Genomic DNA, 26,583 nt, shown 5'->3' on the forward strand with positions numbered 1-26,583 from the left:
AATTAGGTTATAGTATGATTAGAGTATAGTAATCAAAATCAATTACTTATGCTTTTTAGGTTTAATATAATTTACAAAAAATTGGCTAGTATATTACAAATCAAATCTGATTAACTTGTTATAGTTACATTATCCCTTTGGAAATAAAAAAAGCGACATCTCTTTTCAGAGATGTCGCCACCAGAATGCTATTATATTTTTATTTCTCTTCATAATGTGGTAGAGAAATACATCTCTATCGCATTATAAAAGAGTACTTATACTGCTTCGCCTTTGATTAAGTTCAATGCTGAACCAGCTTTGAACCACTCAATTTGTTGAGCATTATATGTATGGTTTACTGGGAATGTTTCCACAGAACCATCTGCATGTGTTAACTCAACTGTTAACTGCTTACCAGGAGCAAATTCTGTTAAACCTTTAATTGCGATAGTATCGTCTTCACGAACTTTATCGTAATCTGCAGGGTTAGCAAAAGTTAATCCTAACATACCTTGTTTCTTAAGGTTAGTTTCGTGAATACGAGCAAAAGATTTTACTATTACTGCACGAACACCTAAATGACGAGGCTCCATAGCTGCATGCTCTCTAGAAGAACCTTCACCATAGTTTTCGTCACCAACAACGATAGAACCAATACCTGCTGCTTTGTAAGCTCTTCCGGTTGCTGGAACTTCTCCTTTTTCTCCTGTTAATTGGTTTACTACTTCATTAGTAGCACCACCAAATGCATTTACAGCACCGATTAAACAGTTATTAGAAATGTTATCTAAATGACCACGGTAACGTAACCAAGGACCTGCCATAGAAATGTGGTCTGTAGTACATTTTCCTTCCGCTTTAATTAATAACTTCATTCCAGATAAATCTGTTCCTTCCCAAGGAGTAAATGGAGTAAGTAATTGTAAACGCTCCGAAGTTGGAGATACATCTACTATTACGTTAGATCCATCTGCTGCTGGAGCTTCATAACCGTTATCATCAACTGCAAATCCACTTTCTGGTAACTCTAATCCTGTTGGAACTGCTAATTTTACAGCTTCACCATTTTCATTAGTTAAAGTATCAGTAAGAGGGTTAAAGTCCAAACGACCTGAAATTGCAATAGCAGCAACCATTTCTGGAGACGCTACGAATGCGTGAGTATTCGGGTTACCGTCTGCACGTTTTGCAAAGTTTCTATTAAATGAGTGAACTATTGAGTTTTTCTCATTCTTTTCTGCACCAGGACGAGCCCACTGACCAATACAAGGTCCACATGCGTTTGTGAAAATTTTAGAAGATTCAAATTTATTGAATGTATCTAATAAACCATCACGTTCTGCTGTAAATCTAACTTGCTCAGAACCAGGGTTAATACCTAAAATTGCTTTTGGTTTAACACCTTTGCTCACTGCATCTTCTACGATAGAAGCTGCTCTTGTTAAATCTTCATAAGAAGAGTTAGTACAAGAACCGATTAGTCCCCACTCTACGTCTAAAGGCCACTCATTCTTAGCTGCCTCACCCTTCATATCTGCAACTTCAGTTGCTCTATCAGGAGTAAAAGGTCCGTTTAAATGTGGTCCAAGTTCGTCAAGGTTTATCTCGATTACTTGATCAAAATATTTATCAGGATCAGCATATACTGCTGCATCACCAGTTAAATGTTCTTTAATTCCGTTTGCAGCATCAGCAACATCATCACGGTCAGTAGAACGTAAGTAACGCTCCATAGACTCATCATAACCGAAAGTTGAAGTTGTTGCTCCAATTTCTGCACCCATGTTACAAATTGTACCTTTACCAGTACAAGACATGTTGTTAGCACCTTCACCAAAGTATTCAACAATACATCCAGTTCCGCCTTTTACAGTTAAGATACCAGCGACTTTCAAGATTACATCTTTAGGAGCAGCCCAACCGTTAAGTTTACCAGTTAATTTAACACCAATCAACTTAGGGAATTTAAGTTCCCAAGCCATACCGGCCATTACATCTACTGCGTCAGCTCCACCAACACCAACAGCTACCATACCTAAACCACCAGCGTTTACTGTATGAGAATCTGTACCGATCATCATACCACCTGGGAAAGCATAGTTTTCTAATACTACTTGGTGAATAATACCTGCACCTGGCTTCCAGAATCCAATTCCATATTTGTTAGAAACTGATCCTAAGAAGTCAAATACTTCTTTATTTGTTACGTCAGAACGTTTTAAATCCGCTTTTGCACCGTCTTTTGCTTGGATTAAGTGGTCAGCATGTACCGTTGTAGGAACAGCTACTCTATCTTTACCCGCTTGCATGAATTGTAACAATGCCATTTGAGCTGTTGCATCTTGACATGCAATTCTATCTGGAGCAAAGTTTACATAATCCTTACCTCTTTCTAATGCTTTTGTAGCATTACCATCCCAAAGGTGAGTGTATAAAATCTTTTCAGATAAGGTTAAGGGGTTACCTGTTACTTTTCTTGCCGCTTCTACTCGTTCGGGATATTTCGAGTAAAGCTCCTTTATCATCTCAATGTCAAAAGCCATATGCGTGTCGTTTAGTAAAAATTTCAATTAGTGACAAAAATCAGTGCTATTTATAAAAATTTACTGACTTTAAACAAAAATAAGAGTAATCTATATTCTTTTTAAACAAAAAGGGCTGAAAATCACTGATTTTGTAAAAAAAATAATAAATCGACCTATTTTTTAAGATTAAAGACGTCATTTTTAATATTTATCAGATGTTTTGTTAGTAAAGTCAATACTTTGGTACAAATTTCATCTTTCACAAAACTACGTAGTTACAAAGTAATTAAAAATAAAAAGGTGTACTAATTCAGAATTAGTACACCTTCTCTATAATTTTTTAAGTAAAATTACTTACCTAATAACTCTGCTAACTTCTTATCTAGATCATCTCCTCTAAGATTTTTAGCTATAATCTTTCCTTCTTTATCTAATAACAGTGTGAAAGGAATACCTTCAACACCATATTCGGCAGCAACAATTCCACCTGCATCATGTACTTGAGACCAAGTAATATGATCTTGTTCAATTGCTTGTTTCCATGCTTCAGTATCTCTATCGATAGAAACTCCGTACACTTCAAAGCCTTTTGATTTATAATGATTGTAAGCTCTTAAAACATTTGGATTTTCCATTCTACATGGTCTACACCAAGATGCCCAAAAATCAATCATTACATATTTTCCTCTAAGAGAAGATAATGTTACTGTTTTTCCTTCTGGAGACGGTAAAGAAATTTCTATAGCTTCAGCACCCACTACAGTTGCTTTTTTAGCATTATAAGCTTTGGCTACTTCCATTACTAAGCTATCTTGAGGGAAATTTTGCTCTAACTTTTCAATTGATTTAGAGATTGCATCGAAGCTACCATCCTTATCTTGAATAAAATTTAAAGCAACTAATGATACATACGCACCATCTAATTTACCTAACATATCTTCTATCGCTACTTTTTGTTCTGTTTGTAGCGCTTGGAATTTCTTAAGTACTTCTTCTTTATTTTCAGAAGAAGCATATTCTTGTTGCAAAACATTTCCTTTTTCAGAGTATTTATCATACATCTGTTTTAGATCTGTCAATTGCTCATTTTCTTTAGATCCAGAAATTTTATAACCTACTTTAGCATTTGCTACAGTTAAATTTTTTCCTTCTAACACCAATAATTCTTCAGCTTGGTTTCCAATATTTAATGTATATAAACCAATCTTAGAAACGGTATACTTTAGAGTAAACTTACCTGAAGCATCTGTTGTTGTTTCTGCAACATTTTTCTTTCCCCCAACACGTTGTATTGTATATAAAACAACCTTAGTGCCGTCTGGTAAATCATTTAGTTTACCCGATATTTTCACTTTGGCAGGATAAGATCCATCACCTTCCTCTGATACTCCGCAACTTACAGCAAAAATTGTAAGTAGAAGAATAAAAATATGTTTTACTGTTTTCACTATTGTTTGTTTACTTATTTCCGTAATACATGCAATATACACAGATCTTTACTTTTCTAAAGCTTCTCTCAATAATTGATTTGTCTTTTGAGGGTCTGCTTTACCTTTTGCAAGTTTCATTACTTCGCCCATAAACAAACCAATAAGGTTCTTTTTCCCTTTTTTGTAAGCTGCTGCTTTATCTGGGAATTTATCTATGGCCTGTTGAATTAATGGGACAAGGAAGTCGTCTCCACTATCTTGAATTAGGTCTAATTCTTTCGCTAATTCTTCTGCTGATACTCCCTCTTTTTCAGATAATGCTTTTAGTAATTGTTGCGTTGCAGCAGCATTACTAATTTTCTTATCGTCTACTAAAGCAATTGCATCGGCCACCTGATTAGGACGGACAGTTAGTGTTTCAAACGTTTCACCTGTCTCATTTAATAATGATTTAAGTGGTCCCATCATCCAGTTTGAGGCAACTTTATAATTTTTTGTTCCATTACATAATGCTTCAAAATACATTGCCGTTTCTTTCGACTCTGTTAATTGTTCTGCATCATACTCTGGTAATTTATAATCAGTAATAAATTTCTTAATTAATTCTGCCGGAAGACTTGGCATTTCAGCTTTTAATCTATCCACCCATTCCTTTTCAACAATCATTGGTGGTAAATCCGGGCAAGGGAAATATCTGTAATCATTCAATGTCTCTTTAGAACGCATTCCGTACGTTTTTCCAGTATCAACATTAAAAGTTCTTGTTTCTGATAAAATAGGTTCTCCAGCCTCAACTAATTTAATCTGACGTTTCATCTCATAATCAATTGCTTTCTGGATATTACGCATGGAGTTCATGTTTTTAATTTCACACTTCTCTCCAAGCTTTGTTTCCCCTTTTAAACGAACAGATACATTGGCATCACAACGTAGCGAACCTTCTTCCATATTACCGTCAGAAATGTCTAGGTAACGTACAATTTTTCTGATTTCACCAACAAAAGCTGCTGCCACTGCAGAATCATGAATACATGGCTCTGTCACAATCTCCATTAATGGAACACCAGCACGGTTTAAATCTACAAGAGTATCTGGAGCACCATCTACGTGTGTAGATTTACCTGCATCCTCTTCCATATGAATCCTATTTAGGATTACTCGGAATTCATCTCCTTTTTTAGATACAACATCTAAATGACCACCAATACATATTGGCGTTTTATCTTGAGTTGTTTGATACCCTTTTGGTAAATCTGGATAAAAATAATTTTTACGATCAAAGAATTGATATTCAGAAATAGAGCAATTACATGCTAAACCCATTTTAATAGAATATTCTAAAACAGATTTATTCACTTTAGGTAAAGCACCTGGTAAAGCCAATGTTATTGCACTAATATTTACATTTGGATCCTGACCGTATGTTGTAGGATCTGATGCAAAAATTTTACTTTTAGTTTGTAATTGAGAGTGTACCTCTAAACCAATTACTAACTCATATTTATCTAAAATCGTCTTATCCATAATTACTGATCTATAGACAGTTCCATTATATCGAAACCTAAAATAATGTTACAGTCGCAACTTTAATATATTTCAAAAAAAAAGTCATTCTTTTATAAAAGAAATGACTTTTAATGAATTTCATTACAATATTAATAAAATTTAGACATAAACACTACTATTTTAATGTTTACGTTGACTTGCTTTAAAGAGAATCTCTTTTTCTTCTTGCGTAAGCCCTTCGTATCCTTTTACAGATATTTTATCTAAAATTTCATCTATGCTATCTTGTGATGGTTGATGAGAAACGTTTTTCTCTGCCTTAGCTGCTGCTTTTCCTTTTTTACCACCACGAACAACTTTTAATTTTCGTTTCGAGTTCATGATGTTACCGAAGAAATTTGTGACAGCATACAATGGCTTGCCAAGATCTGTACCTTTCTTTAATAACGATACATATCCAAATCCCATTAATGCTCCTCCTAAATGAGCTATTTCTCCTCCTGCATTCGAACCAGCAGATTGAATTAAAGATAAGAAGATGTAAACAGCTGCTAAGTATTTTATTCTTACAGGACCAACAAATAATAAGTTTATTTTATATTCTGGAGCAATAGTGGCGGCACCTACTACAATAGCGTAAACACATGCTGACGCACCAATTAAACCACTCACCATATCTGCTTGTTCTTTATAAAAAGGAACAACGTTAAACATAAATATGTAGGCTAAACCACCAGCAATACCACCTAAGAAGTAGAGAGCTACTAGTTTTTTATCTCCTAAGAACTCTGTAAAAATCACCCCAAACCAATACATTACCAACATATTGAATAATATGTGGAAAAAATCGCTCATACTATGAACGAAGAAATAAGTTATTAACGTCCATGGTTTATAGGCCACAGCGTAAATACTTGGGGGTAAAGCTACGTTATCAAAAATGTATAAATTATAGAATTCCTGAAACCCTGATAACTTTAAAACAAGCATCAGAATACTCATACACACATAAACAACTACATTAATAATGATAAGTCTTAAAAGTCCACTGCCTGGCTTATTCCATGTATATTTTAAATCAGAGATAAAACTGTTCATATAAAGTAAAGTAATGGTTCAATGAGTAACTTTAAAAGCCTGTTACTCTGATATAGGTCTGTTTTAGGTTTACTTAATTTACATAAAATCAACTACTATTAAAAATTGAAATGATGTAAAAACCTAATATGTACATTTTATTATTAGATAGATGAATATCTATTTTCACATTTTGTAATTGATATTCACTTCATCTAATTATTACCTATTGATAACTCTTGTATTTCCAATGTTTCATCAAGAAGTAAGCAAATAATGCTCCTCCTAAATGGGCTAAATGAGCTACATTATCTGCTGGATTTTGATTCCAAAGTTGATATGTCTCATATAAAATATAAAGTCCTACTAGATATTTTGCTCTAACCGGAATTGGAGGAAACAATAACATCAACTTTAAATTTGGAAATAAAAATGCAAAAGTAAAGAGGATACCAAAGATGGCTCCAGAAGCTCCAATCATTGGAATATTCATTCTGGTGATTGTTAATTTACGAACAAACTCCACTGCTTCTGATTGTAATCCTAGATTATTAGGATCTGCAGGGAAAGTACTCTCTGCAAAATTGTATAAATCTTGACTGTGTTCTAAAAACTGAGAAGCATGATCTTGGCAAAATGCTAAGAAATTAACTGGTGTCTGCTCTGTAATAAATTGCTCTGCCGATACTGCCATATTATGTACTTCTACATAATTAGTAATACCATATAAGGCCCCTCCACCAATACCAGTAACCATATAAAGAATTAGGAATCTTTTAGACCCTAGTACATTCTCTAACATTGGTCCAAATACAAAAAGTGCAAACATATTACCAAAAATATGTGCAAAGCTTTCATGCACGAACATGTATGTAATAGGCTGGTATATCTGAAAATATTCTGAGTTAATATTGTGGTAACCTAATAAATCTACAATTGGTAAGCTTGTCAGATTACACAATGCAAAAATTGCAAGGTTTATTAATAAAATAATTTTGACGTAAGGCGTTAAATTTTGTCCCATTCGTATATTTTCAAGGTTATTGTGTACTACTTTTTAGAAGTACTAATTTCTTTTATGTTTAATTGGAGTGTTTTATTTCCACGATACTCATTTATATCCAAACGGAATAAAATATCAAAAAATCCCTCCATTACTACATCCAATTGGTCGGCTTGACTAAAAGCTATTGCATCAATCTTTTGATCGCCTTCTACTTGGAACACCTGCATTTTTAAATGTTTATCTTTTAAAATTCTAGGCGTCGTAGCTACTTTCACATTTCTAGCTATAAAAAGAGGTAAAGGGTTTTCATGTCCAAAAGGTCTCATTTTATTTATTATTGTTGCAGAAGCAAGATCTAAGTCTGCTAGCTTTACTTCCAAATCAACAATAAGCTCAGAAACAAAATTCTTTCCATTTGTCAAATTCTTTACTTCCTCCTCAAATTTGTCTGTAAAAGCTGACAAATTTTCTTTTTTGAGTGACAAACCTGCAGCTGAAGTGTGCCCTCCAAACTGATCTAAAAATTTTGAGCTTGCTGTTAATGCTTTGTGTATATCAAAATTTGAAGTTGCTCTTGCCGATCCTGTCACTTCATCTCTTGATAAAGTAAGTGCTACAGTAGGCTTCCCAAATTTTTCTGCACATCTAGAAGCAACTATTCCAAGTACTCCTTTGTGCCAATTCTCATTATATAATACTAAAGCAGGTGCAGATTTGTTTTGTTCTGCCATCTCTAATGCCTCTTCGGTATTTGTATGATCGTAATTTTTTCTTAACTGATTCAGACGGTTTAGCTCTTCAGCTAATTCTTTAGCTTCTTTAGTATCTATTGTAGACAGTAACTCAGCTGCCATTTGTGCATGAGCAATTCTACCTGCTGCATTTATAATAGGCCCGAAAGTATACCCTAAATCTTGTACTTGAATATCGGCCTGTTCTTTATTTAGTACTTTAAATAATGCTATTATACCAGGCTTTGTAGATTTTCTTAGGTATTTAATTCCTTCGTTTGCAATAACTCTATTTTCATCGGCCATTGGTACTACATCACATGCAGTACCTAAAACCACTAAATCTAAATGTTGCCACAAAGGTGTTGGGTCTATACCATGTTTTTGACAAAAGCCTTGTAAGAACTTAAACCCTACACCGCAACCCGATAAACCTTTAAAAGGATAATTACAATCTGGACGTTGAGGGTTTAATACTGCAGTTGCTTTTGGTACAGTTTCTCCTAATTGATGATGGTCACAAACAATAAAATCAATATTTCTATGGATTGATGTATCTATTGCTTCATGACTCATAATACCACAATCTAAAGATATTATCAGTTGGCAATTAGTCTGTGCTGCATATTCAACACCTCGTAAAGAAACGCCATAACCTTCTGTATATTTATCTGGTATATAAAAATCAATATTATCATATACCTCTCTAAAAAAGTGCATAAATAATGCTACCGATGAAGTTCCATCAACATCATAATCACCAAAAAACAAAATTCTTTCGCCATGTTCAATTGCAAGTGTTAACCTTGCTACAGCAACATCCATATCTTTCATTAAGAAAGGATCATGCAATTTTTCTAAAGTTGGACGAAAATAATCTCTTGCTTTAGGAATTGTTGTAACACCCCTCTGCACTAGTAATTCTGCTATTATTTTTGGCACATTAGGTTGTTTTAATAACTCCTTAACGTGATCTTGATTAGCCTTGGGTAAAATTTTCCACACTTTCTCCATATTCTGCTTAATTACTATCTTTTTTCACACCACAAGCCAAAGCAATCCATGCTGCAATAAAACCAACTCCTCCAATTGGAGTAATGGCTCCTAACCATGTAATTCCAGTTATTGATAGAATATACAAACTACCTGAGAAGATAAAAATACCCACAACCATAAAAACGGCAGCCCATTTTAACCAACCTTTATCTATACGATGAGCTAAAGCACCTAAGATCAGTAAACCTAAACCATGGTAAAAATGATATTTTACACCAGTTTCAAAAGTTTCTAATCTTCCGTTTTCTAATAAAATTGACTTTAACCCATGTGCTCCAAATGCACCAATACCTACTGCTAAAGCACAAAAAATTGCACCAATAATAATTATATTTCTACTCATGATATTTGTTTGCATTCTATTCTAATGCAAGATAAAGAGTTTAGAGTTATGAATTAAACAAGTACAAAAAAGTTAAGCGTTGATTTTTATTTTATTACCAATAAAGGATAAAATAAAAAGAGCCTATCAAAATGACAGGCTCGGTATTTTTATATATTGAAAGAGTAAATTTCTTAACTCTTAACTTCTACTTTCTCACTTTCTAAATGGTATTCTTCTATTAAAGAATCTACAACTTCTTTAACTGAACGAATCGATTTTACATATTCTATAGAAGGGCCTGCACACCAAACAGATTTATAGGTAGCTCCAAATGCAGATTTTTCCAACATTTTCATGCCTTTATAGAATGTTAGCATTTTTGCAAACTTCTTTAGTGTCTTATTTTTATTTAGTAAAGACTCTAACCAATTTTGCTTAGTACCTATTTCCTGCATGTAAGGTGTATTTATAACCGTACAAGGTGTTCCAGAAAGTTTTGTAGTCATTACAATATCTTTAGCACCGTAATCTACACATGCTTGTTTATAGGCATTATTAACTCCGCCTTCATTAGTTGCAATAAATGGGCTTCCCATTGAAATCCCTACAGCTCCTAAATCTATTTTATTTTTCATTTGATTTCCATTACCTACCCCACCAGCAGAAATAACTGGAATAGTACAAGCTTCTACTAAAGATGGAATTAGCTCGTTTGCAGGTGTTGGACCAGCATGCCCTCCTGCTTCTTTATTTACAGCAATTACTGCATCTGCTCCTAACTCTTCTACAATTTTAGCATATTTAATATCCACAACATCACAGAAAACTTTAATACCTACAGGTTTACACTTTTCTATAATTTTTCTTGGAGAACCTAAAGAAGTAATTATGTAATCTACCCTAAGTTCAACACATGTATTGAGTTGTTCCATCATTCGTACATTTGATTTATTAGCAATCAAATTTACGCCAAATGGACCTTTTGTTCCTTTTCGGATTTGGTGTATTGCCGCTCTAAAGTCTTTATCTGTACGGTAGTTTAAGGCTGGAACTGCTCCTGTTATACCACTTTCTGCTGCTGCAATAAGCATTTCGGCAGTTGATACAAGAAACATTGGTGCCATGATGATAGGGTATTTTATACCTAACATCTCGGTTAGTGGTGTGGAAATTTTTTCCATAGTGCTATTTATTGGTGTTGAGTTGGTTAATAATAGTATGCATGCATACCATATTGATTTACAAGATGTAAATAATTATGGTCATTGTCAATAGCTAATACAAATATGGTGATTCACTTATTGTATAATCAGTAATTTTATAACTCTACACTACTACCGAAGTGCTATAAAAGTTTATCTAATGTTTTTTGATGATCGTTCTTAAAGAAATCTTCCGCATAATTATCTAGTGTATCAAACGCATCTTTATGAAATACATTCGCAATTTCTCCACCTGCAAAGTGATAAATTCTATCACATAACTTTTGTAAAGAGCTAATAGTATGAGAAGCAATCAGAATAATTTTTCCTTTTTCTTTCAATGATAAAATAATTTTATCTAGGTCTAAAGATGCTTCAACATCTAAACCAATAAAAGGTTCGTCTAATAAAATAATAGGAGAATCTGAACTGAGTAACATCATTAATGCTAGTCGTTTTTTCATTCCTGTTGAGTAATGATCTACCAAATCATTTAGAGGGAGTTGAAAAACATTATTCCATTCCTCATAATCAAAATTTGGGTACTTTACTTTAAATAAATCTAAGTGTTCTTTTCCTGTTATTTTAGAATAAAATTGTGGTTTTGCTTCTAGATACACAACATCTTTTCTTTGCAATTTCTTATCATTCAGAAATAATTCTCCAGAAAAATCTCTTTTCCACTGGGCTATAATTTCGAATAAAGTTGTTTTACCTACACCGTTATTGCCAAGAACACCGAGTATTTCACTAGTTTGAATTTCTAACGAAATATTTTTAAGAACTTGCTTTTCCCCAAAGGAAATTGATATATCATTAAGCTTTAGCATGACTGTACTTATCTAGTAAAAAAAGGATAATTGTTTAGAAGCTCTTCTCCAAGTTCTAATACTTACCAATAATGGTATTGGGAGTAAAAATGGTATAAAAAGGCATATATAATAAAACCCTAGTAAAGGTGAGTTAGCAAATGATGCCGTTTCTGGTTCATAAGAAGCATACTTCATTAAAATAGCTAACATAATTATTATTGCAGTTACAATAAAAAGATATACTAAGATATAAAACAGTGATGTATAAAAAATTAGGCCTATTAATAGGTAAGGCACATTTAATATAAAATAAATTTTAAATGATGTATGAATCTTAGTTGTTAAAAGACCCACTGGAGAGTCTGCTACTGCATATAATAATACTCTTGGCTCATTAAATTTAAAAAAACCAACAATTGAAAGGTTCATTAAAAATATTCCGACAATCAATAACTCAAAGCGTAAAACACCTAAGAAAGTAACAGCAAAGCCTATTACTAAGCCCCATATTCCTCCGTTTCTCATGCCTGCCTTCCATTCAAAAGCTGTTTTAGAAAATGGTAATGGAATTGAGAAACCGGTAGTATCAATTTCAATTTTAGTTGGTAAAAAAGAAATTAATGATCCTAAAAATATTCCTATAAACCAAAATTGAGGTTGACTAGAAAATAAAATCCCAAAAGAAGACAATCCAATAATTACAGCATATTCAAAAGCATAATAGCCTACAGGAAATTCTAAAAGATTTAATAATAATTTTTCGTCACTTCTGTAAGAATGCATTCCTGCTATTAATGTAAATAATAACGCCAGTATTACAACTATATGTATTGCTTCTGCTTGTGCGATTAAGAATTGAAGAAAACCAAAAAGAAGCGTTAAAAATAAAGTTCTTAAGAACCCTAAATTTATCATCTCTCTTGTAAATTGTTTCCTTTTTATGTTTAGTAATGAAAAGAATATATTAGCTACCACAGTTATTTATTTTACCAAGACCCTTGCCTCTCGTATGTTGATATTGAAATATGTAAATGATCTGCTGTTCCAGTATGTCTAACCACATTAAACCCCAAAATATTAAAATAAATCTGAGCAATCCAAATCATCCAGAAAGGTCTGCCTTTAGTTCTTAAATCCATTGCATGCGTATAACCAGTGTTCTGTATGTAATGTAAAGACCTTTTTTTTGTCTGCAAACCCATTTTATTATAGTCTTCTGGTACTCTTGATAGACTGGTAATTAAAACGTTTTTATCAAAAAATAACAATGTCCTAACGCTAATTTTTAAATAAGGATGTAGATCTGCGTATTCACTTTTCACCTTATTTGTTTGAGCATTTTTACCACTAAAAGAAAAAACAGCAAACAGAACATAAGCTATTACAAATACAAAAGAAACAATGCCCATTACTTTTATGTGAGAAAACTTATACTTTTCTGATTTCATAAAAAGGCTATAACCCACAAATAAATAGAAAAATAAACAGACAGATACCACACTCATTCCTCCTATTAATCCTAACCAAGTGGGTACATTATAAGAATGATACAAAAAGATACTAGTCCGAATCAGTAAAATAAATGGAATAGTGATTAAGATAAACAATAGAATACCTTTACCAAAGAACTTAAATAGCTCGTATTTCCAGCTCCATTTTGGCTGTTTATCTTGTGTATAAGATTGATATGTATCGTGTAAATTCAAATTATTATTTTAGTCTTTTAAAAAAACACAATAAGTATTACATAAATAAAAAAAAGTAGCATTTAAACCATCTTTTTCTCAATCTACTACTTAACTAATTAAAATCGGTATTAAATTGAATTTGGAACGAGGATAAACTGTTTCTGTACTACAATAACTATAAACCCTACAAAATAATTAAACCGTGAAAGATCAAACTCCAATCGGGAAAAAAGCATTAAAATTAGTAGGCTATTTGATAGGCACAATTGTGCTTATTTCTTTATTAGCCGTGCTCCTTTTTTATGCCAATAGAGATAAAATTAAAGCAAAAGTAATTGAGGTAGTTAACCAAGAACAAAATGGCGATTTACAAATTGGTCAGATTGGTATAGCCCCTTTTGAAGACTTCCCCAATTTTACATTACAGCTTGAAGATATTGTCTACCATGAGAAAAAACCAGCTTTAAGGCAAGAAGAAGATAAACCAATTGCTGCACTTGGAAATTTCTTTGTTTCTATAAATATCGTAAAACTAATTGGTGGTAATGTGCATGTTGGTGCCGTAAAATTAGAAGATGGAGAAGTTAATCTAAGAGCTTATAAAGATAGTACCATAAATATTATTAATGCTCTCGGTATAGACCTTTCCGATACTACTAAAGTAGATGAACCTGCTGATACTACTAAAAAAGCACCTCCAGCATTTGCTTTACAATTAGATGAATTTACTTTAAAAAACATCAAAATAACGGCTTATAATGGATTAACCGAAGTTGGTACAGGTATGCAAATACATCAGATTACAACTTCTTTAGGTTATAATAAAGATGAAATTAAGAATCACTTACTTGTAAATGTTGAATTACTAGGTATTCTTAAAGATGAAAAAATTCTATGGCCTAACAAGCATCTTGAATTAACTTCTGACCTACGTTTCGATCGTAAGAAAAAATTCATCAATATAGATACTTGTGATATGAGTATTGAAGGTGCTGAATTTTCACTTTCAGGAACAGCTGATATTCCTAATGAAATGTTCCTAGATTTAGATATTCACGCATCGCAAAAAGATCTAAATATTATCAACCTTATTGCCAACGGAAAGCTTGATGTTGAAAAATTAAAAGCAAATTATTCTAGTACGTTAGGTGGGTTAGAATTTGATGCTAAAATAATTGGTAAATCTGCAGCTACTCTACCAAAGGTTATGGCTGATGTAAAACTGGATAAATTCACTTTAAAAAGTTTAAAAACACCTTATGCTATTCAAGATTTTAGTTTTGAAGCACATTTAAATACAGGTGATTCTACAGATTTTTCTCAACTTACTTTTGATTTAAATAAATTCAATCTTGAAACCACTAACGGTTTCATGAGGGGTAAATTGGGTGTTTCTAATGGTATTAAGCAACCTCATTTAGACTTACAATGGGAAGCAGATATGGAATTAGATAACCTTAATGATCTTCTCACAAACGTTCCTATTGATAGTTTAAGAGGTAGATTAGAGTTTCAGGCAGACATAGAATATGATATTGACATTGAGAAACGTAAGTTCTTAAATGTGAAAAATGCCGAACAAAAAATTGCTTTAAAATTAAAAGATATTGCACTTAGACATACTGAAACAGGTATTAGCCCAAGAGAGATAAATGGTATTTTTTATATCTGGGATAATCATTTAGGTGTGAGAAATTTAAGTGCTAAAGTTGATGGTAGTGATTTTAAATTTAATGGTAATATTGATAATCTTCTGTTTTACGCTTTGGGTTACAACACAGATATTGTTGCTGATATTAAACTAGAATCTAAAAATTTATTGGTGAAAGAATTACTTCAATATACTGATTCTGCCAATGCTGATCTTGCTGATAATCTTCATGATATTATCATTGATTTCACCTTAAACACCACTACTAAAGGCCTAAATGATTATAAATTATTGCCTTACGGTACATTAAAAATCAATAACCTTCAAACACATTTTGATAAGTTTCAACCTATTCATAATGTAAAAGGTGTAATGGGAATTACTAAAAAACATCTAGGTATTAAAAGGTTAAGTGGTAATATTGGAAAAAGTGATTTTACATTTGTGGGTGGCTTTGAAGATTATGATGGTCTCTTTTATAAAGATTCTACAATTACTATAAAATCTGGTTTTAATATTAAATCAAATTCTATGCGTGTAGTAGATTTCTTTACCTATGGAGATTCACTACTTGTTCCTAAATCATTTGAGAATGAAAAAATGAACAACTTCCAGATTTCTGGAGGAGTAGATATAGTAAACCAAGAATTATTCTCAGGTAAAAAAGTACCAAACTTTAGACTTTGGATGAAAGGTTTAAAATGGAGATTAAGTATATCACCTTTACTATTTAGAAACTTTAAATTTGAGGTTGTTAAAAAGGATAACGATATCTACCTAAATGATTTTACTGGCAAAGTTGGACAAAGTGATATGACTTTCAACGCACAACTTTACAATGTGACTGATAGTACTAGAAAGAACTTTAACGGTAAATTCCAAGTAGACGCGAAGATGCTTAACTTTAATGAGATACTAAAATTAGTAGTTCCTGAAGAGAGTTATGCAGAATCGTCTGCTTCTAGAGCCGAAACTATCGAAGAAGAAGAACCCGTTGATATTTTTGCTATCAAATACCCAAATCTTGAACTTGATGTAAAAGTAAAACGAATGAAATTGATGGAAATGGACATCAAGAATTTTAAAGGTAAAGTAAGAACATCCTCAGATCAAACCATCAGTTTAGATAAAGTTAAAGTCCGTTTAGGTGATATTGGCGGAATGGAGCTTTCTGGTTTAGCTAATCTTCAAGATCCTAAAAATGTAATTCTCGATGGTAGTGCTACATTGAAAAATGTTGACTTATCACAAGTAGATATTAATGTTGAATATGAAGATGATGTTATTAATGTATCTAAGAATTTTAATGGTATTCTTAATTCTACAATGACAGCTAAAGCACATATTAAAGACAATTTGAGTATTGATATTTCTAAAACAACTGCCGAAATAAATATGACTTTAGAAGATGGTCGTATTATGGATTTTGCTCCATTAAGTGCAATGGCAACTTATTTTGGTAATAAAGACATGAACAATATCCGTTTTGATAAAATTGAGAATAATTTTACCGTAAAAGATGGTGTCTTCTATATTCCTAGAATGGATATTAGCTCTACAATTGGTCAGTTATATATTTCTGGAGAACAACACCTAGACATGAATATGGCATACATGGTAGAAGTTCCTTTTAAACTTGTTCGTTCTGTAGCTTGGAATACCTTAACTGGTGGAGGCAAAAAGAAAAAAGAAGGAGAAGAGGATGAAATTCAGAAAGATGAAGGAGGAAAATATGTTGCCGTTAGAATTGAAGGTAACATAGATGATTATAGTATTAAACTAGGTAAAGGGAAGAAAAATAAGAAAGATAAAAAAGGTAAATAATTACTGTCTGATCAAAATTATTTCTGTCTAGTTAAAGACATAAAAAAGCCGTCAATAATCTATTGGCGGCTTTTTGTCTTTATTTACACTAAATCATTTTTCTACTACTAAAAATGATTATCTACACTACTTTAAATTCATCTGTCTTAGACCCTTATATATCTACAAAACAGATGTATAAGGATTATAAATAGTTTGCTTGTTCGTAATTAATTATGACTTTTGCTAGATGATTCTGTTTGTTCCATCATCATCTCAACAATTTGGTCAACGGAGAAAGAGGCTGCTTTCTGTTTAGGAGGATAAGTAATCAATGTCTGTAAGAATTGAGAAACCTCATCTTGAGCCATATAGATATACGGTACAATATCTACGTACCAATTCCAATATCCATTAGATTCTAAATCAGCTCTTTCATAAGGATCCATTCTTAAATTAAATATTTTAGGTATTCTAAGTGGAATAAATGGCTCAGTCCATACTTGCATTGTATGTGCTCTTTGTTCCATAAATACTACTTTCCAATCTCCCATTCTGATACCCGTTAAGTCTGCATCGTCAGAGAAATATAAAAATTGTTTTCTAGGCGACTCTTCTTTACCAGCTAAATGCGCTACCATATCGTAGCCATCTAAATGGGCTTTAAACTCTTTGCCACTTGCTTTTACACCACCTTTTAAAAGATCTTTTTTAATATGGTCGTTTCCTGCATAATGTAAAATAGTTGGTACCCAATCTAAATGAGAAATCATGTCGTTAGATATTTTCCCTTCTTGAATATGACCTGGGTACTTTACTAAACAAGGAACTCTATAAGCACCTTCCCAGTTGGTATTTTTTTCACCTCTAAAAGGTGTAACTGCAGCATCTGGAAATGTATTATAATGTGGTCCGTTATCAGTAGAATACATTACAAATGTATTTTCTTCTATACCAAGATCTTCTATAAAATCTAACAACTCACCAATAACACTATCATGCGCTTGCATGGCATCCGCATAAAAACCCTGTCCCGTCTTTCCTGCTTCTTCTTTAGTGATATGCGTTTTAAAGTGCATTCTTGTTGTATTAAACCATACAAAGAAGGGTTTATCGGTAGAAACTTGGCTTTTAATAAATACTTTAGTTGCGTCTAAAATTTCATTATCTATAGTTTCCATTCTCTTTTTTGTAAGAGGGCCTGTATCAGAAATACGACCATCTGCATAAGAATGAATAACACCTCTTGGTCCAAATTTCTTCTTGAATTCGGGGTCTTTAGGATAATATGGAGATTCTGGTTCTTCTTCTGCATTTAAATGGTACAGATTACCATAAAACTCATCAAATCCATGGTTTGTAGGCAAATCTACATCTCTGTCTCCAAAATGATTTTTACCAAACTGCCCTGTCGCATAACCCTCCGCTTTTAATAGCTCTGCAATAGTTGGTGTATCGTCTGTTAAACCCTTATTTGCTCCAGGAAGGCCAACCTTAGTCATACCTGTTCTTAAACCAGATTGTCCAGTAACAAAAGATGATCTACCAGCCGTACAAGATTGTTCACCATAGTAATCAGTAAACTTCATTCCTTCGTTTGCAATTTTATCAATATTTGGAGTAGAGTACCCCATCATGCCATTATTCCATGTAGAAAGATTGTACATTCCTATGTCATCACCCCACATAATTAAGAAATTAGGCTTCTTATTTTTTGCCTCTATAGTTGAAGTAAAAAGTAAAGTACAAAGTAGCAACTTTGATAATAACTGTATTTTTCTTTTCATACCTAATGTAATTATTCGTTCTATTTGTTTTTTGTTGATACAAATTTGACGTAATTACAAGGGTTTTTATATATGAAAAAGACATAAAAATACTCCAAATGGACATTTCTGCGTCAGGTAATGATTATGATGATATATTCTCGAATTTAAAGCAACAGTTTAATGCTGCTGGGGATTCTGATTTTGTAATGACTATCGATTCCGAAGTTGGAAAACTTAGATGCCTACAAATGAACTTTCCGATCGGCTTAGAGATTATCTACCTTTCTGGTAAAATAAATGAAGATTTAAATATTTTTAGAGAAGAACAAATTTCGGGAGAGAAATTAGTATTTACAGGAACAATTAACCTAGACTTACAAGTAACACATAAGGGAGTCAACAATATAACTGACAACTACAAAAAAGGTAATCTACTGATAAACAATAACTTTTTTGGATTTTCAGGTACTTTCAAAAAAAACATTCCCACAAGTTTATTAAGTATTCGAATGGGGAAAGTTTTTCTTCAAAAAGTAATTTCTCATCTCGATAAAGAAATAGAGAGTGCCATTGATCCTGAAAATCCTGTAATTTTTATGGAGCGCCTTACTCCTCCACTTTTTAAAGTAATGAGTGAAATTGAAGCTTCAATGCCTATTGAAGAACCTTATCTAAATATGTATTTAACTTCTAAAGCAATAGAGTTTCTTACATTTTCTTTACAATTGATTAATCAATCCGACCAAACTTTAATAAAAAAGAAGATTACAAAAGATCAGCTTCAAATAGCTTTAAAAATTAGAGATCTTATACTAAACAACATGGATGCTCCTTTAACTATTCCAGAATTAAGTAAGGAAATAGGAATTAGTCCAACACTTGCTAAAACTATTTTTAATCAGGCATTTGGATTACCTATTTATGGTTTTTATCAATCTAGAAGAATGGAACAAGCAAAAGAATTATTAGACGAAGGTGAATTATCTATTAAAGATATCGCATTTGATATTGGTTACTCAAATGTTAGTCATTTTACTAGGTCATTTAGAAAAAAATATGGAATCAACCCTAAACAATATGCTATGCGTATAAAAAATCAACAGCTTAAATAGATTTAGAAGAATATTTAAACTTTTTTAGGGCTACTCCTTCATTATCTTTAAAATCAAGAAAATATTTTAACCCCAATTTTAAAGCAATCTTTTCAGAAGGAATATTACCATATTCTACTACTGCATAAATAGGATCTATTTTCCATTCGTTTACCCCAAAATCAAAAACTCTTTGTGCAGCTTCAAAAGCAAAACCTTTACCCCTACATTTTTCACTTAAAATCCATCCAATTTGAATATCCTCTGAATCTGGCATTGAATTCAAATTTAAAAGTCCTACAAACTCATTAGATTCAATAACTCTTGCTACCCATAAGTAACCTTTATTTGCTTTTATCTCATCAATTTTTCTATGTAAATAAGCAATGTGTTCTACCTCTGAGAATGATTGTAATGGTGCTATAAACTTAAATATATCTTTCTCTTTAAACATTAATAAAACTTCTGCAAAATCAGTCGATGCTATATGTTCTAATTGTAATCTATCAGTTCTCATTATTTGTTTTTAGTATTTTCTTATCTAAACAGAGTTCTATTATTCTAGAATTGTTTATGAATATAGTTAATAGATTTTAAATAAATAAAAACATTCGAACGATTGAATAGAGATCACCGTATAACAAAACAACTTATTTTCAATTATAACTTACTATACTTATGAAAGCCGTATTAAATAATTGTTCCAAAGCATTAATTATTAGTGTTAAAGTTTTAGCCTTATCTGTATTTTTAATGCCTTTTGGAAAAAATCCTGAAAAGAGTGGGCATTGCACTACGAAAGACATCAATTAATAAGTTTTCTTTCCCTATTTACAGCGTTCTATTGGCCACCAATAAATTGGTGGCGTTTTTATTTCTACATTTAAGTTTTTTTAAGGATTTGAAGAACTGATTTTGTACATTTGTCATACACATTATCCTACTACATTTTCTAACCTTCAAATCAAATTTCATTCTGTGAAAAAACTTATATTTACACTTTCCTTATTCTTTACTTTACATGTGGGGTACAGCCAAAGTATGTTTCAAAAGTACTTTGTAGATTCTACTGATAATGCTATTGATGTAAGTAATTTTCTTAATGCCGGTTTTGGTTTCTTACCTGTTCCAATGGTAATTACAGAACCAGCAGTTGGGTTTGGAGGAGGACTAGCAGGAGTTTATTTCCATGGTCAAAAAAAGAAAGAAGTTACTACAGATTCAACAAAATCTTTTGATAATAATAAAGATCTACCTCCAATATTAACAGCTGCAGCAGCTATGTATACATCTAATGGTACATGGGTGACTATGCTTGCACATCAAGGTTCTTACCATAATGATAGGTTTAGATATACTGGTGCTATTGGTTATATGTCTATTAATTTAAAATATTATGGAGGGCAAGGACTAGAAGCTGGAGAGTACTCTTTTAACATGAAAGGGTTTCTTACCTTTCAGGAATTTCTTTTTAGAATAAATAAAAATGTCCCATTCTTTATGGGGTTAAATTATCTCTATTTTAATAATAACGTCACTTTTGATGATCAAACTGCTGAAACAGAACCTTTACAAGCAGAAACAAACTTAGGAGGTATGAACGTTGTTACCATGTGGGACAACAGAAACAATACTTTTACTCCTACAAAAGGGATTATGAGTGTAACTGAATTTGGTATTTTTGATCAGGCATTAGGTGGCGATAATGATTATATGAATTTCAGTCATCGTACCTATTTTTATCAACCAATTATTAAAGAAAAACTCTTTTCTGGTTTCAGGCTAAATTACGAAGCAAAATGGGGTGATTATGTTCCTTTTTATGAGTTACCATTTGTTACACTAAGAGGTATTCCTGCATTAAGGTATCAAGATCATAACGCACTTGTTGGAGAAACCGAATGGAGATGGCAAGTTTTTAAAAGATGGAGTGCTGTTGGCTTTGTTGGTGTAGGTTATACTGCTCCTAAAATTCAGGACTTTAATTTTAACCAATCTAGAGTAGCTGGAGGGTTAGGTTTTAGATATCTAGTTGCTAGTGATTATGGATTACATGCAGGTATTGATGTTGCTAAAGGACCTGAAATTTGGGCTTGGTATCTTACTATTGGGAGTAATTGGTTTAGATAAAAAATCCCCATTGAAATTAATCAATGAGGATTCATAAAATACTAACACATCATTTACTCTGTAATAAATAATAACTGACCAATTGTTGATGTTACAGTAGCCTCTTGATTTTTAAATTCAAGTAGGAAACCTGTTCCTTCATCATGCGTTGAATTTTCTACTGCTGCATTAATTTGTCCATCAACAATTTTTAAAATTCTTAAACCAAATTTTTGATTTATATCAGAATCATCTATTATTTCTGCTTTTCCTTCTGCTGTAATCACATACGTATTTTCTGGAGTTAAATCTAATAAATCACCTTTAGCAGGTTCACTACCATATTTAATATACAAACCTTCACTATTAGAAACTGCTCCCATCTCATCTCCAATATAAATAAACGATTCTCCGTTTATTGTTACTTTTCTTGCTTTAGATTCGCTTGTTAAAGGACCACTGTTAGAGCTATTAAAAATAACATGATCCGATGCAGAACCTTCACCATCTGTTGTTAAAGAAGTTTCTTCTTTTTCTCTATTAAAAGCGATCTCTGATACTTCAACTTCGACTGCTTCAGAACCAATATTCTTAAAGTACACAATATAAGTTCCATCTTCAGATCTACTGATCTCTGTTAAATCCATATTATTAGTAACACCAACGGTAGTAAAATCAGTGTCTAGGTAACCTTCTAAATTATTTGATTTACTTTGAACAGTAAATGTATTTATATCGCCACCAAATTGAATTGTAGGATTATTATTTACGTGCGTTGTAAATTCTATAGTATAAACACTTTCTTTGTCGTATTTATCTAAGAATCTAATTTTGGCAAAATATTCTGACGAAGAAGCAAGGTTTTTAAGTAGTAACTTCTCACTTACATCAAATTCTTCTTCTACTTTTGGAGCTCCTATTTCTAAACCTCTAGAAGGGCTTAGTAAGTTTGTAAATTCAGCATCTGTTGCTAAAGTTACATACATACTTTTCACTTGCTCAATAGAAGACCCATTGATATAATTCCAAAATAATTCGGTATCCCAAGCTCCATAATTGGTTTGAGAGAATTGAATTTGAATACCTCCTTCATTTACATCATCTCCAATAGTAATCGATTCTGTAACTGATGATACTTCTTGGTCTGTATCTAAATCCAATATTTTTAATGTAACAGAATACTGATCAGGCGATGTATAATTATGCGATAAAGTAGCATTATTGTTTATTTCAGGATCTTCACCATCTCCCCAAGTCCATTGGTAATTTACATTAGTAGGAGCATCTAAAGAGCTATTATCTACTATTAATTCCAATGTTTCATGATCTATTGTATTTACAGTAAATTCAGCTTTAGGTTGTAAAGCTACTTCTGGATCATCATTACCACATGAAGTAAATAATGATATCAATACTGCGATAGAAATATATAATAAATTTTTCATTGATGTATGATAATTTTTTCAACTTATTTTGACTTTATCAACGATAACAAAGTAAAATAAGTTGTTTAATATCAACCAATATTTATTAGTAAAATGAAAATAGACTACTAAAACTATCAAAATACACCTATAAACTATCAAAAACAGACTTTTAATATATTACCAAACAATCGTTAATTGTCAAATAAAAAAACTCTTAAGGGGTTACTTAAGAGTTTTTCTATTATTTCTTTGCTAAGACTTTTATCCTTAAATCTTGATTTTTATAATCATTCTTTTCATCTAACACACTAAAAGAAACAATGTATTCTCCCGTCTCTAGTTTATTTAATAGTTTTTTAGGAAAATGAATTTTCACTTCATCATTTCCTTTTACATTTAAGTAATGTTTACCTTTTAATAGAATATCATGTACTTGTTCTTCAAAAGCAGACCTTGTTTTTCTTGCTAGATTAATATGAAGAAAATCATTTTCAAAAGGAACCGAAACATCTAAAGTCGAAATTTTACCCGGCACATAAATAGTTGTTACTAATTCTGTCGTAAAGTTACCTTGTGCTGCAGAGGGAGCACTACCAGCAGAGAATTCAAAAGTAGTTGACTTTGGAATAACATCGTCTATACTTCTTCCTCCACAAGAGAACATAAATGATATAAAGAATAAGCTTATTAAAAATTGAAGTGACTTTTTCATGATTGTAAATCTTTAGTAGAAAGTAATTATTGAATAGTAATTCTATCAGTAATACTAAAAACGCAAACATCAATCAATCGTTCGATTTATTTAGTTTTATTAAAAAAAACATTCGATTAAAATGCCTCTCCCAATGTTATATAAAGTCCTTTATTATTATCTGTTACACTCCAAGCAAAATCAATACGAACATTTGCGGGGTCTTTTCTATTAATATTAAAACGTAAACCACCACCTAAGGCTGCTTTTATATACTTAAAATCATCAAACTGATCATAAACAGTGCCTGTTCCTGCAAAAGCTGTTGCCCCAAACCTTCCAATTAAAGTTGCTCTAAATTCAGCCTGTAATTGTAGATAATGTTCATCTCTAAATCTACCTAACGTATATCCTCTTAAAATTTGTTTCCCTCCTAAAAGAGCCAATTCATTAAAGGGTACATTACCAAAAGTTGATTTCATTAATCCTTGAAAAGCCAGTACTCTTTTTCCATCAGTATCGAAGTCTAAATAGCGTCTTGCATCTAGCTCTATAGTAGCAAAACCACCATCTTCTAAAGAACTTGCATAAAATGTGGCGGCAAAATCCAAATAATAGTTTTGGGTAGGTGTTAGAATACTATTTCGCTTGTCGTACATTAAAACAGGACCGAAACCCAGATAGTGTCCACCTTCTGCTCCTGTAACATTGGGTGGTGGAATACTATTGTTTTCTTGGTCGTTATATGTAAAATCAAATAATGTGATATATCTTAATCTTCCTCCAACAAATAATTTTGGTCTAAACTGATAAAGTACTCTCTCTTTAAATTCAAAAGAGGTATATTCTGATAAGATATAATCGTCTGATGAGTTAGGCCCTATACCAAATAATTGTTCGGGAGTATTTTTATATTCGATGATTCCTTTTAAAAAGAACTTCTCCTTATTTGTTAAGATAGTATGCTCTGAAGACAAGAAGTTTTGTCCTTTAAAAGAAGAGCCGTAATAAAAATTAATATTTGATGGACGTGTAGAATAATCTCTTCGATCCATCTTAAACTGATACAATAAGTAAATTCCTAAAACAACATCTGTTTTTGGACTATATGTAAAAGCTGGTGATGGGAGAATATTATCTTTATACACTTCCTTTTTTAAAGAGTCTGAATCGCTACAAATTCCTAAAAAGGGAAGTAAAAAAAGTAAAAAGCTATATAATAATTTCTTCTTCAATTAAAATGTAAATTGAGTAGTGATCATAAAAAAGTGCTGAGTATAGGCCGTTCCTGATTGAGTATCCCAAAAGTATTGCCCAGGTACCCAAAAGTTATAAGTTGCACAAATTTCCCAATGTCTACTTAAAGATATAACTGTAGATAATTGCATAGAATCTCCTAAATCTCTAGAATTGCTATTACCACTTCTCATAATTCCGTTAGAGGTATTGTATACAGCATCGTTTATACTAGAGCGTTGGAAATTCCAATACGTTAATCTCGATTTCACTATTTTAAATACAGTAAAATCAACATTAGCTGACAAAGAAGTCAGGTTTTTTCTATCCATAGCTCCATGTTCGCCAAAAAACTGTGCTACTTGAGGAAATAATGGGTTGAATGTACCCAACGTACCATCATTTGGGTTTTGATCTCCTGAAGAATAATCAAAACCTAACCAAATATGAGGTTGTAATTTAACTTCTGGAAAGGATACTCCAAACTCTGTAGTAATAGAATATGCTGCAATCTTTTGATCACCAAAGGATCCAAATTGATACATTGCTTCTATCTCATAATTAAAGATACGTTTAATTGGTCCTGCTAACAAGAAACCTGCAGTGTATCTTGTTTCGTTTGCTGTACCTTCTTCGTAAACAGCATTCTGACGATGTAAGCCATATATATATGGTTCAAAATAGGTCCTATCAAAAGATGACCAACTTGGAATGCCAAAACCTGCATGTGTACTATATGGGATATCACTAGATTCGTACTTAACACCCCAAATTGTTGTATTTTCATCTCTAGTTGTATAACCATCTGGAACAGGAATTACTGGTCGAGTGACAAAAGCAGTTAATTTATCTTTTTCATTCCCAAAGTAAAACCCTGCACCGTCAAAAGTACGGCGTGTTGTTAACCAGTTTCCGGGAGATAGTAAACGTTCATGCCCCGCTTGTAACTCTCTTCTACCTACCCAAACCCCTAAATTGGTTTTGTTATATAATTTAAACTTATATTCTGCAAATAGATTTAGAAAAGCTCCTTTAGTAACTGGGGTTCCAGCACCTAACCGAGATCCATCATCTTTTGTGGTATTAGAGTAAATACCTTCAGCAAATAGTCTAAAATTAGTACCAAAATGTACATCTGCATGTGCGCGTAAACGCAATGTAAACAAGCCTGAATTTTGTGAGCTAAACTCTTCATTTATGGTTGGCATATACCGTCCTCGTACTTGCCCACCAAATGACGCCCAAATCTTCTTATTGTTTGATAAAGGAACTGTCTTGATCATATCAGACCAATCTTTTGCTCTCTTATCTCTATCAGACCAGTCTGAAAGTTTCCAATTTTCTTTATATCTCCTATCGGCATAAGGAGGAAGCTGTAAATCTTTATTTACGTCTTGAGCTTCCACCTGAAAACCAATAATTAAAATCAAAAATAAAGTAGAATACTTCCTTACATTCGACATTTT

At 32.3% G+C, this 26,583-nt stretch carries 20 protein-coding genes; 3 read left to right on the plus strand and 17 right to left on the minus strand.

All coding sequences use genetic code 11. From position 1 onward, the window contains the following. Positions 1–257: 257 nt before the first annotated feature. From EI427_RS13725 to EI427_RS13775, 11 genes are all read right to left on the minus strand, one after another. Complete coding sequence (locus tag EI427_RS13725; RefSeq protein WP_126615579.1) at positions 258–2,525, minus strand: aconitate hydratase; 2,268 nt, start codon at positions 2,523–2,525, stop codon at positions 258–260. A gap of 332 nt (positions 2,526–2,857) precedes the next feature. After that, the gene (locus EI427_RS13730) at positions 2,858–3,955 is read right to left on the minus strand and encodes a TlpA disulfide reductase family protein (RefSeq protein WP_170178467.1); all 1,098 of its coding nucleotides are present in this window, start codon (positions 3,953–3,955) and stop codon (positions 2,858–2,860) included. A gap of 48 nt (positions 3,956–4,003) precedes the next feature. Beyond that, positions 4,004–5,461, minus strand: coding sequence for an Asp-tRNA(Asn)/Glu-tRNA(Gln) amidotransferase subunit GatB (gatB, locus tag EI427_RS13735; protein ID WP_126615583.1), 1,458 nt, complete (start codon positions 5,459–5,461; stop codon positions 4,004–4,006). A gap of 162 nt (positions 5,462–5,623) precedes the next feature. Continuing rightward, positions 5,624–6,541, minus strand: a complete 918-nt coding sequence (locus EI427_RS13740) for a rhomboid family intramembrane serine protease (RefSeq protein WP_126615585.1) — start codon at positions 6,539–6,541, stop codon at positions 5,624–5,626. 205 nt (positions 6,542–6,746) lie between these two features. After that, positions 6,747–7,544 carry a rhomboid family intramembrane serine protease gene (locus tag EI427_RS13745; RefSeq protein WP_126615587.1) on the minus strand — a complete coding sequence of 266 codons (798 nt, stop codon included), beginning with the start codon at positions 7,542–7,544 and terminating at the stop codon, positions 6,747–6,749. Positions 7,545–7,570: 26 nt separating this feature from the next. Beyond that, positions 7,571–9,271, minus strand: coding sequence for a single-stranded-DNA-specific exonuclease RecJ (recJ, locus tag EI427_RS13750; protein WP_126615589.1), 1,701 nt, complete (start codon positions 9,269–9,271; stop codon positions 7,571–7,573). Between the two features lie 7 nt (positions 9,272–9,278). After that, positions 9,279–9,656, minus strand: a complete 378-nt coding sequence (locus tag EI427_RS13755) for a DUF423 domain-containing protein (RefSeq protein ID WP_126615591.1) — start codon at positions 9,654–9,656, stop codon at positions 9,279–9,281. A gap of 173 nt (positions 9,657–9,829) precedes the next feature. Further along, positions 9,830–10,873, minus strand: coding sequence for an NAD(P)H-dependent flavin oxidoreductase (locus EI427_RS13760; RefSeq protein WP_317125746.1), 1,044 nt, complete (start codon positions 10,871–10,873; stop codon positions 9,830–9,832). A 110-nt stretch (positions 10,874–10,983) separates the two neighbouring features. Further along, positions 10,984–11,670: an ATP-binding cassette domain-containing protein gene (locus EI427_RS13765; RefSeq protein ID WP_126615595.1), complete on the minus strand. Its 687-nt coding sequence runs from the start codon at positions 11,668–11,670 to the stop codon at positions 10,984–10,986. A gap of 12 nt (positions 11,671–11,682) precedes the next feature. After that, a complete protein-coding gene (locus EI427_RS13770; RefSeq protein WP_126615596.1) occupies positions 11,683–12,567 on the minus strand; it encodes a hypothetical protein in 885 nt (294 codons plus the stop codon). 71 nt (positions 12,568–12,638) lie between these two features. After that, entirely contained in the window at positions 12,639–13,358 is a 720-nt protein-coding gene (locus tag EI427_RS13775; protein WP_126615598.1) for a hypothetical protein, read from the minus strand. 184 nt (positions 13,359–13,542) lie between these two features. On the opposite strand from EI427_RS13775, the gene EI427_RS13780 reads away from it, so the two are divergent. Further along, a complete protein-coding gene (locus EI427_RS13780; protein ID WP_126615600.1) occupies positions 13,543–16,815 on the plus strand; it encodes an AsmA-like C-terminal region-containing protein in 3,273 nt (1,090 codons plus the stop codon). Between the two features lie 209 nt (positions 16,816–17,024). Here the strand turns inward: EI427_RS13780 and EI427_RS13785 are convergent, their stop codons facing one another. Continuing rightward, on the minus strand, positions 17,025–18,581 hold the full coding sequence (locus tag EI427_RS13785) for an arylsulfatase (protein ID WP_126615602.1): 1,557 nt from the start codon (positions 18,579–18,581) through the stop codon (positions 17,025–17,027). A gap of 98 nt (positions 18,582–18,679) precedes the next feature. Here EI427_RS13785 and EI427_RS26255 point away from each other — a divergent pair, with 98 nt between their 5' ends. Continuing rightward, a complete protein-coding gene (locus EI427_RS26255; protein WP_126615604.1) occupies positions 18,680–19,675 on the plus strand; it encodes a helix-turn-helix domain-containing protein in 996 nt (331 codons plus the stop codon). On the opposite strand, the gene EI427_RS13795 is transcribed toward EI427_RS26255, so the two are convergent. Beyond that, positions 19,668–20,171: a GNAT family N-acetyltransferase gene (locus EI427_RS13795; protein ID WP_126615606.1), complete on the minus strand. Its 504-nt coding sequence runs from the start codon at positions 20,169–20,171 to the stop codon at positions 19,668–19,670. The genes EI427_RS26255 and EI427_RS13795 overlap by 8 nt on opposite strands. 461 nt (positions 20,172–20,632) lie before the next feature. Between EI427_RS13795 and EI427_RS13800 the strand changes: the two genes are divergently transcribed. Then, positions 20,633–21,784 (plus strand): BamA/TamA family outer membrane protein, encoded by a 1,152-nt coding sequence (locus EI427_RS13800; protein WP_126615608.1) that lies wholly within the window; start codon positions 20,633–20,635, stop codon positions 21,782–21,784. A 53-nt stretch (positions 21,785–21,837) separates the two neighbouring features. Here the strand turns inward: EI427_RS13800 and EI427_RS13805 are convergent, their stop codons facing one another. The 4 genes from EI427_RS13805 to EI427_RS13820 all read right to left on the minus strand — a co-directional run bounded on the left by EI427_RS13805 (position 21,838) and on the right by EI427_RS13820 (position 26,580). Beyond that, on the minus strand, positions 21,838–23,208 hold the full coding sequence (locus EI427_RS13805; protein WP_126615610.1) for a PKD domain-containing protein: 1,371 nt from the start codon (positions 23,206–23,208) through the stop codon (positions 21,838–21,840). Positions 23,209–23,431: 223 nt separating this feature from the next. Further along, positions 23,432–23,902 (minus strand): hypothetical protein, encoded by a 471-nt coding sequence (locus EI427_RS13810; protein WP_126615612.1) that lies wholly within the window; start codon positions 23,900–23,902, stop codon positions 23,432–23,434. A gap of 116 nt (positions 23,903–24,018) precedes the next feature. Then, on the minus strand, positions 24,019–25,116 hold the full coding sequence (locus EI427_RS13815) for a BamA/TamA family outer membrane protein (protein WP_126615614.1): 1,098 nt from the start codon (positions 25,114–25,116) through the stop codon (positions 24,019–24,021). Next, the gene (locus tag EI427_RS13820) at positions 25,117–26,580 is read right to left on the minus strand and encodes an alginate export family protein (protein WP_126615616.1); all 1,464 of its coding nucleotides are present in this window, start codon (positions 26,578–26,580) and stop codon (positions 25,117–25,119) included. Positions 26,581–26,583: the final 3 nt, after the last annotated feature.

This window comes from Flammeovirga pectinis (genome assembly GCF_003970675.1).
GTDB classification, from domain to species: domain Bacteria; phylum Bacteroidota; class Bacteroidia; order Cytophagales; family Flammeovirgaceae; genus Flammeovirga; species Flammeovirga pectinis.

What these genes read in the sequence shown, in the direction of transcription:
- EI427_RS13745 (WP_126615587.1), bottom strand. Translation starts at nt 7,544, where the DNA reads ATGGGACAAAATTTAACGCCTTACGTCAAAATTATTTTATTAATAAAC.
- EI427_RS13795 (WP_126615606.1), bottom strand. Translation starts at nt 20,171, where the DNA reads ATGAGAACTGATAGATTACAATTAGAACATATAGCATCGACTGATTTT.
- EI427_RS13740 (WP_126615585.1), bottom strand. Translation starts at nt 6,541, where the DNA reads ATGAACAGTTTTATCTCTGATTTAAAATATACATGGAATAAGCCAGGC.
- EI427_RS13820 (WP_126615616.1), bottom strand. Translation starts at nt 26,580, where the DNA reads ATGTCGAATGTAAGGAAGTATTCTACTTTATTTTTGATTTTAATTATT.
- gatB (WP_126615583.1), bottom strand. Translation starts at nt 5,461, where the DNA reads ATGGATAAGACGATTTTAGATAAATATGAGTTAGTAATTGGTTTAGAG.
- recJ (WP_126615589.1), bottom strand. Translation starts at nt 9,271, where the DNA reads ATGGAGAAAGTGTGGAAAATTTTACCCAAGGCTAATCAAGATCACGTT.
- EI427_RS13765 (WP_126615595.1), bottom strand. Translation starts at nt 11,670, where the DNA reads ATGCTAAAGCTTAATGATATATCAATTTCCTTTGGGGAAAAGCAAGTT.
- EI427_RS26255 (WP_126615604.1), top strand. Translation starts at nt 18,680, where the DNA reads ATGGACATTTCTGCGTCAGGTAATGATTATGATGATATATTCTCGAAT.
- EI427_RS13770 (WP_126615596.1), bottom strand. Translation starts at nt 12,567, where the DNA reads ATGATAAATTTAGGGTTCTTAAGAACTTTATTTTTAACGCTTCTTTTT.
- EI427_RS13805 (WP_126615610.1), bottom strand. Translation starts at nt 23,208, where the DNA reads ATGAAAAATTTATTATATATTTCTATCGCAGTATTGATATCATTATTT.
- EI427_RS13755 (WP_126615591.1), bottom strand. Translation starts at nt 9,656, where the DNA reads ATGAGTAGAAATATAATTATTATTGGTGCAATTTTTTGTGCTTTAGCA.
- EI427_RS13725 (WP_126615579.1), bottom strand. Translation starts at nt 2,525, where the DNA reads ATGGCTTTTGACATTGAGATGATAAAGGAGCTTTACTCGAAATATCCC.
- EI427_RS13810 (WP_126615612.1), bottom strand. Translation starts at nt 23,902, where the DNA reads ATGAAAAAGTCACTTCAATTTTTAATAAGCTTATTCTTTATATCATTT.
- EI427_RS13785 (WP_126615602.1), bottom strand. Translation starts at nt 18,581, where the DNA reads ATGAAAAGAAAAATACAGTTATTATCAAAGTTGCTACTTTGTACTTTA.